The sequence below is a fragment of the Planomonospora antibiotica genome (assembly GCF_014647955.1).
GTDB lineage: Bacteria > Actinomycetota > Actinomycetes > Streptosporangiales > Streptosporangiaceae > Planomonospora > Planomonospora parontospora.
The window spans coordinates 1-5,726 of the sequence record NZ_BMQE01000103.1; the positions used below are offsets into that span (position 1 = coordinate 1).

Sequence of the window (5,726 nt, forward strand, 5' to 3'; positions counted from 1 at the left end):
CGCCCACCGACCCCGTCACCGCCCCGCCCGGCACCCGCCCATCGGCCAGCTCCCGCAACCCCGCCAGCGCGCCCTCCCGATCGGCGGCCACCAGCACCGCCCGATGCTCCAGCGCCGCCCGCGTCGTCACCAGCGACAAACCGACATCGGCCAGACCCGCCTCCGGACGATCCGCCAGATGCTCCGCCAACCGCCCCGCCTGCGCCCGCAGCGCCTCGGTGCTCCGGGCCGACACCACCAGCGGCACCGCCGGAAGCGGGACGCGCACGGGCACGGGCGGCTCCCCGGTCCCCGAGACAGGCTCCGTTCCGTCCGGAGAAGACTCCTCGACCGAAGGATGCTCCTCGACTGCGGGAGGCTCCTCGATGATCACGTGCGCGTTCGTGCCGCTCAATCCGAACGACGACACGCCCGCCCGGCGCGGATGACCGTTCCGCTTCCACTCCCGCGCCTCGGTCAGCAGCTCCACCCGCCCCGCCGACCAGTCCACGTTCGGCGACGGCTCGTCCACGTGCAGCGTCTTCGGCAGCAGGTCGTGCCGCAGCGCCTGCACCATCTTGATCACACCGGCCACACCCGCCGCCGCCTGGGCGTGCCCGATGTTGGACTTGAACGACCCCAGCCAGAGCGGCCGGTCCTCCGGCCGGTCCTGACCGTAGGTCGCCAGCAGCGCCTGCGCCTCGATCGGGTCGCCCAGCCGGGTCCCCGTACCGTGTGCCTCCACCGCGTCGACCTGGTCCCCGGACAGCCGGGCGTTGGCCAGGGCCTGCTGGATCACCCGCTGCTGCGACGGACCGTTCGGCGCGGTCAGCCCGTTGGAGGCGCCGTCGGAGTTGACCGCCGAGCCCCGTACCACCGCCAGCACCGGATGGCCGTTGCGGCGCGCGTCCGACAGCCGCTCCAGCAGCAGCATGCCCACGCCCTCACTCCAGCCGGTGCCGTCCGCGGCGGCGGCGAACGACTTGCACCGGCCGTCGGGGGCCAGACCCCGGTCCTGGCTGAAACCGACGAACGAGACGGGCGTCGACATGACGGTCGCCCCGCCGGCCAGCGCCAGCGAGCACTCCCCCGACCGCAGGGCCTGGCAGGCCCAGTGGAGGGCGACCAGCGACGACGAGCACGCCGTGTCCACGGTGATCGCCGGCCCTTCGAGGCCCAGCGTGTACGCGACCCGGCCGGAGGCCACACTCGCCAGGCTCCCCACGTCGCCGCTCGCCGAGTAGTCGTGGTAGACGATCCCGGCGAAGACCCCGGTCCGGCTGCCCTTGAGGGACGTCGGATCGATCCCCGCCCGCTCCAGCAACTCCCACGACAGCTCCAGCATCAACCGCTGCTGCGGGTCGGTCCCCTTGGCGTCCCTGGGGCTGATCTTGAAGAAGTCGGCGTCGAACTCGGCCGCTTCGTGGAGGAACCCGCCGTGCCTGGAATAGGTCTTGCCGGGGGTGGCAGGCTCGGGATCGAACAGGTCCTCCACGTCCCAGCCGCGGTCGCGGGGGAACTCCGAGACGCCGTCACCGCCCGAGGCGACGAGCTCCCACAGGTCCTCCGGAGAGGTGATCCCGCCGGGATAGCGGCAGCTCATCGCGACGATCGCGATCGGCTCGCTCTGCCTGGCCTCGACATCGCGCAGCCGCCGCCTGGTCTGCTGCAGCTCGGCGGTGGCGCGCTTGAGATATTCCCGCAGTTTCTCGTCGTTCCCCATCGCAACCTCGCTTTTCGAACCGTTCACGCTCCGGGCACGTACGCGTCAAGCGATCCCGAGTTCGTCGTCCAGGACCTTGAAGAGCTCGTCGTCGGTCGCCGTCCCGTAGTCCTGGCCGACCGGCTCCTGCGCGGGTCCGGCCTGCGCGTCGTACCAGCCGCGCAGCAGCGCCTCGAGCCGGGCGGTGATCCTGTCGTGGCTCTCCCCGTCCCGGGGGACCGCGGCCAGTGCCTTCTCCAGCCGCCCGACCTCGTCGAGCACCGGTCGCACCGGGTCGGCGGCGGTCGGGGCGAGTTCCGCCGCGATGAACTCCGCCGTCGCCCGGGACGTCGGGAAGTCGAAGACCAGGGTCGCCGGCAGCACCGCCCCGGTGGCGGTGCCGAGCCGCTTGCGCAGCTCGACCGCGGCCAGCGAGTCGAAGCCGAGTTCCTGATACGCCCGGTCGGGTCCGACCTCGTCGGCGGACGCATGGCCCAGGACCGCGGCCGCGTGCGTCCTGACCACGTCGAGCAGCAGGCGCAGGCGCTCCGCCTCCGGCAGCCCGGTCAGGCGCTCGCGCAGTTCCCGCCCGCCTCCGGGGGACCGTCGTGCGGGCACCCGCGCCACGTCGCGCAGTACGGCGGGCAGGTCCTCCCCGATCGCACGCAGGGCGTGCCGGTCGAACCGGGCCGCCAGGAGGGCCGCCTCACCGGTGCCGAGCGCCGCGTCGAACAGGTCGAGGCCTCCGGCCTCGGAGATCGCGGGCATTCCCAGCCTCTCCATGCGGCGCAGGTGGGCGCCATCCGGATCGGCGGTCGCGGTCCAGGGGCCCAGAGCCAGCGAGACGCCGGGCAGCCCCTGGGAACGGCGGTGTCCGGCCAGGGCGTCCAGGTAGACGTTCGCCGCGGCCTCGGTGGCCTGGCCCGTGCCGTACACGAGCCCCGCGGAGGAGGACACGAGCACGAACGCGGAGAGCTCCGACCCGCTGGTCATCCGGTGCAGGCGCCAGGCCGGATCGGCCCCGCGCCGCAGCGTCTCCGCCAGCCGTTCCCCGGTCAGCGTGCCGACCAGCCCGTTGTCCCCGGCACCGGCGACGTGCACGACGGCGGTGAGCGGTCGTTCCGGCGGGATGTCCGCCAGGAGCCCGCTCAGGACGTCCGGGTCCGCGGAGGCGGTGGTGACCTCCGCCCCGAGAGCGGTCAGTTCGCCGAGGACGTCCGCCCGGGGTTCCTCCGCACCTGCCAGCAGCAGGTGCCGGACCCCGTGCCGGGCCACCAGATGGCGGGCCAGCAGCGCGCCGGCGCCCCCGGTGCCTCCGCTCACCAGGACGGTGCCGCCGGCCAGATCCGGGGTCGACCCGGCAGCGCCGGTCCCGCCGGTCCTGACCAGTCTGGGCACCAGGAGCGTGCCGCCGCGGACCGCCACCTCGTCCTCGTCCGCCGCCAGCGCGGCGGCCAGCATCCGGCGCGACTCCGCGGACCCGTCGAGGTCGACCAGCGCGAACCGCCCGGGGTGCTCCGCGGCGGCCGCCCTCACCAGGCCGGCCACCGGCGCCTGTGCCAGCTCGGCGGGGATCTCCCCGGCCGCGACGGCACCGCTGGTCAGCACCACCAGTTTCGCGGACGCCAGCCGTTCCTGCTCCGGCCACGAACGTGCCAGCTCCAGTACCTCCGCCACCGGCGAGTCCGCCTCGGACGGGGTACCGGGGTTCCGTGCGGGGCACGGGAACAGCACGACTCCGGGTACGGGGGCCCCCGCGCGGATCGCGTCGTTCAGCGCCTCCAGGCCGGAGTGGACCGGCCAGCCGTACCCCTCGACGTCACCGGAGCCGAGGACCGCCACCGCCGCGTCGGATGAGGAGATGGGGGGAGCCTGCACCCAGTCCAGGCGGAACAGCGTCTCCGGGCGCGCTCCGCCCGTCATCGGGAGCAGGTCCCGGGAGATCTGCCGGAACCGCAGGGAGCCGGCCGTCAGCACCGGTCGGCCGGTGGCGTCGGTCAACGTCATGGTCACCCGCCCATCGGCTCCGGGGGCGACCCGCACCCGGGCCTCCGCGGTCCCCGGCGCGTGGACCGTCACGTCCCCCCACTCCGCCGGGATCGACACCCGTCCGGGGGAAGCCGCCCGGTCGCCGTGGAGCAGGTACGCGTGCGTCGCCGCGTCGAGCAGGGCGGGATGGAGCAGGAAGCCTTCACCCGCGGCCCCCTCGGGAAGCGCCACCTCGGCGAAGATCTCATCCCCCCGCCGCCATGCGGCCCGCAGTCCCTGGAACACCGCACCGTATCCGTGGCCTCGCTCCAGCAGCTCCGCGTAGGCGCCGGACACGTCGAGGACGGTCGCGCCGGCGGGCGGCCACTCGGCCGGCCCCGGCTCTTCCCGTACGGCGGTGCGCACCAGGGTCCCGGCCGCGTGCCGGGTCCAGGGGGCGTCGCCGTTCTCGGGCCGGGAGGAGATGTCCAGACGTCTGGCACCGGGCGTCCCGGCCTCATCGGGAGCGGGTCCGCCCACGACCACTCGGAGCACGAGCGCACCCTGCTCGGGCAGCACGAGCGGCGTATCGACGGTGAACTCGCGCAGAGTGAGGCGGTCCACCTGCTCACCGGCGTGAAGCGCGAGCTCGGTCAGCGCGGTGGCCGGCAGTACCGGGACGTCCCACAGTTCGTGATCGCCCAGCCAGGAGTGGTCGTCGGCGGTGAGCCTGCCCGTCAGCACGACACCGTCGGCATCGGGCAGCGAGACGACGGCCCCCAGCAGCGGATGATCCGCCGCCGACAGACCCGCCGCACTCACATCCCCCGCCCCCGCACGCGCCCGCAACCAGTACGGCTTGCGCTGGAAGGCGTAGGTGGGCAGTTCCACCCGCCGCGCACCCGACCCGGAGAAATACCGCGCCCACTCCACGGCCACGCCGTGCGCGTACGCCCGGCCCAGCCCGGCCAGCAGCGCCTCGACCTCATCCCGGCCCCGCCGCTGCAGCCCCACCACCGCAGAATCCGCAGAACCCGTACCGTCCGCGCCATCCGCAGAGCCTGAACCGTCCGCAGAGCCCGCGCCGTTCACACCGTCCGCGGTAAGGACCTGGGTCGTCAACGCGGTCAGCACCGCGTCCGGACCCACCTCCACCCACCGCGACACACCCAGATCGGCCCGCGCCGCATCCACCGCGTCGGCGAACCGCACCGACCGCCGCACATGCTCCACCCAGTACTCCGCCGACCCCCACCCCGCAACCGAACCCGCACCGGACCCCGACACCGAAGCCCCGGAAACCGCGGAAGTCGCGGAACCGGGCAGGGAACCCCCGGAATCCGCAGAGCCCGATATGGGAGCCCCGACCATAGGCGCACCCGTCACCGTCGACACCGCCACCGGCCCCGACACCTCGGTCCGCCGGTAGGTCACCGATTCGGCCACCCGCCGGAACCCCTCCAGCACCGGCTCCATCAACGGCGAATGGAACGCATGCGACACCCGCAACCGCGAGCTGCGCCGACCCCCCGGCAGCGCGGCCACCACCGCCTCCACCGCCGCCTCCACCCCGGAGACCACCACCGAGGACGGGCCATTGACCGCCGCGACCCCGACTCCATCGGTGAGCAGCGGCGCCACCTCCGCCTCGGCGGCCTGCACCGCCACCATCACCCCACCCGCCGGCAGCGCCTGCATCAACCGCCCCCGCGCCACCACCAACCGCACCACATCCGCCAGATCCAGCACCCCGGCCACATGCGCCGCCGCCAGCTCCCCCACCGAATGCCCCACCACCACATCCGGCCGAACACCCCACGACTCCAGCAACCGGAACAACGCCACCTCGAACGCCACCAACGCCACCTGAGCGAACTCCGTCCGCCCCAGCACCTCCGCCGCGCCCCCACCCTGGCCCGCGTCCTCGCCCTGGCCCTGGTCCTCGGCGAACATCAGCTCCCGCAACGACCGGCCCAGCTCGACGTCCGCCACCGCGCATACCGCGTCCAACGCCTGCGCGAACACCGGGAACGCCGCATACAACTCCCGGCCCATCCCCGCCCGCTGCGCCCCCTGA

2 protein-coding genes are annotated in these 5,726 nt (G+C 74.0%); both read right to left on the reverse strand.

Annotated elements, in window-relative coordinates; translation table 11 throughout:
* Positions 1-1,702 (reverse strand): type I polyketide synthase (locus IEZ06_RS35335; RefSeq protein ID WP_189241024.1); only part of this gene is annotated, 1,702 nt, incomplete at its 3' end.
* 45 nt (positions 1,703-1,747) lie between these two features.
* Positions 1,748-5,726: acyltransferase domain-containing protein (locus tag IEZ06_RS35340; protein ID WP_189241025.1), on the reverse strand; the 3,979-nt coding region annotated here is incomplete at its 5' end.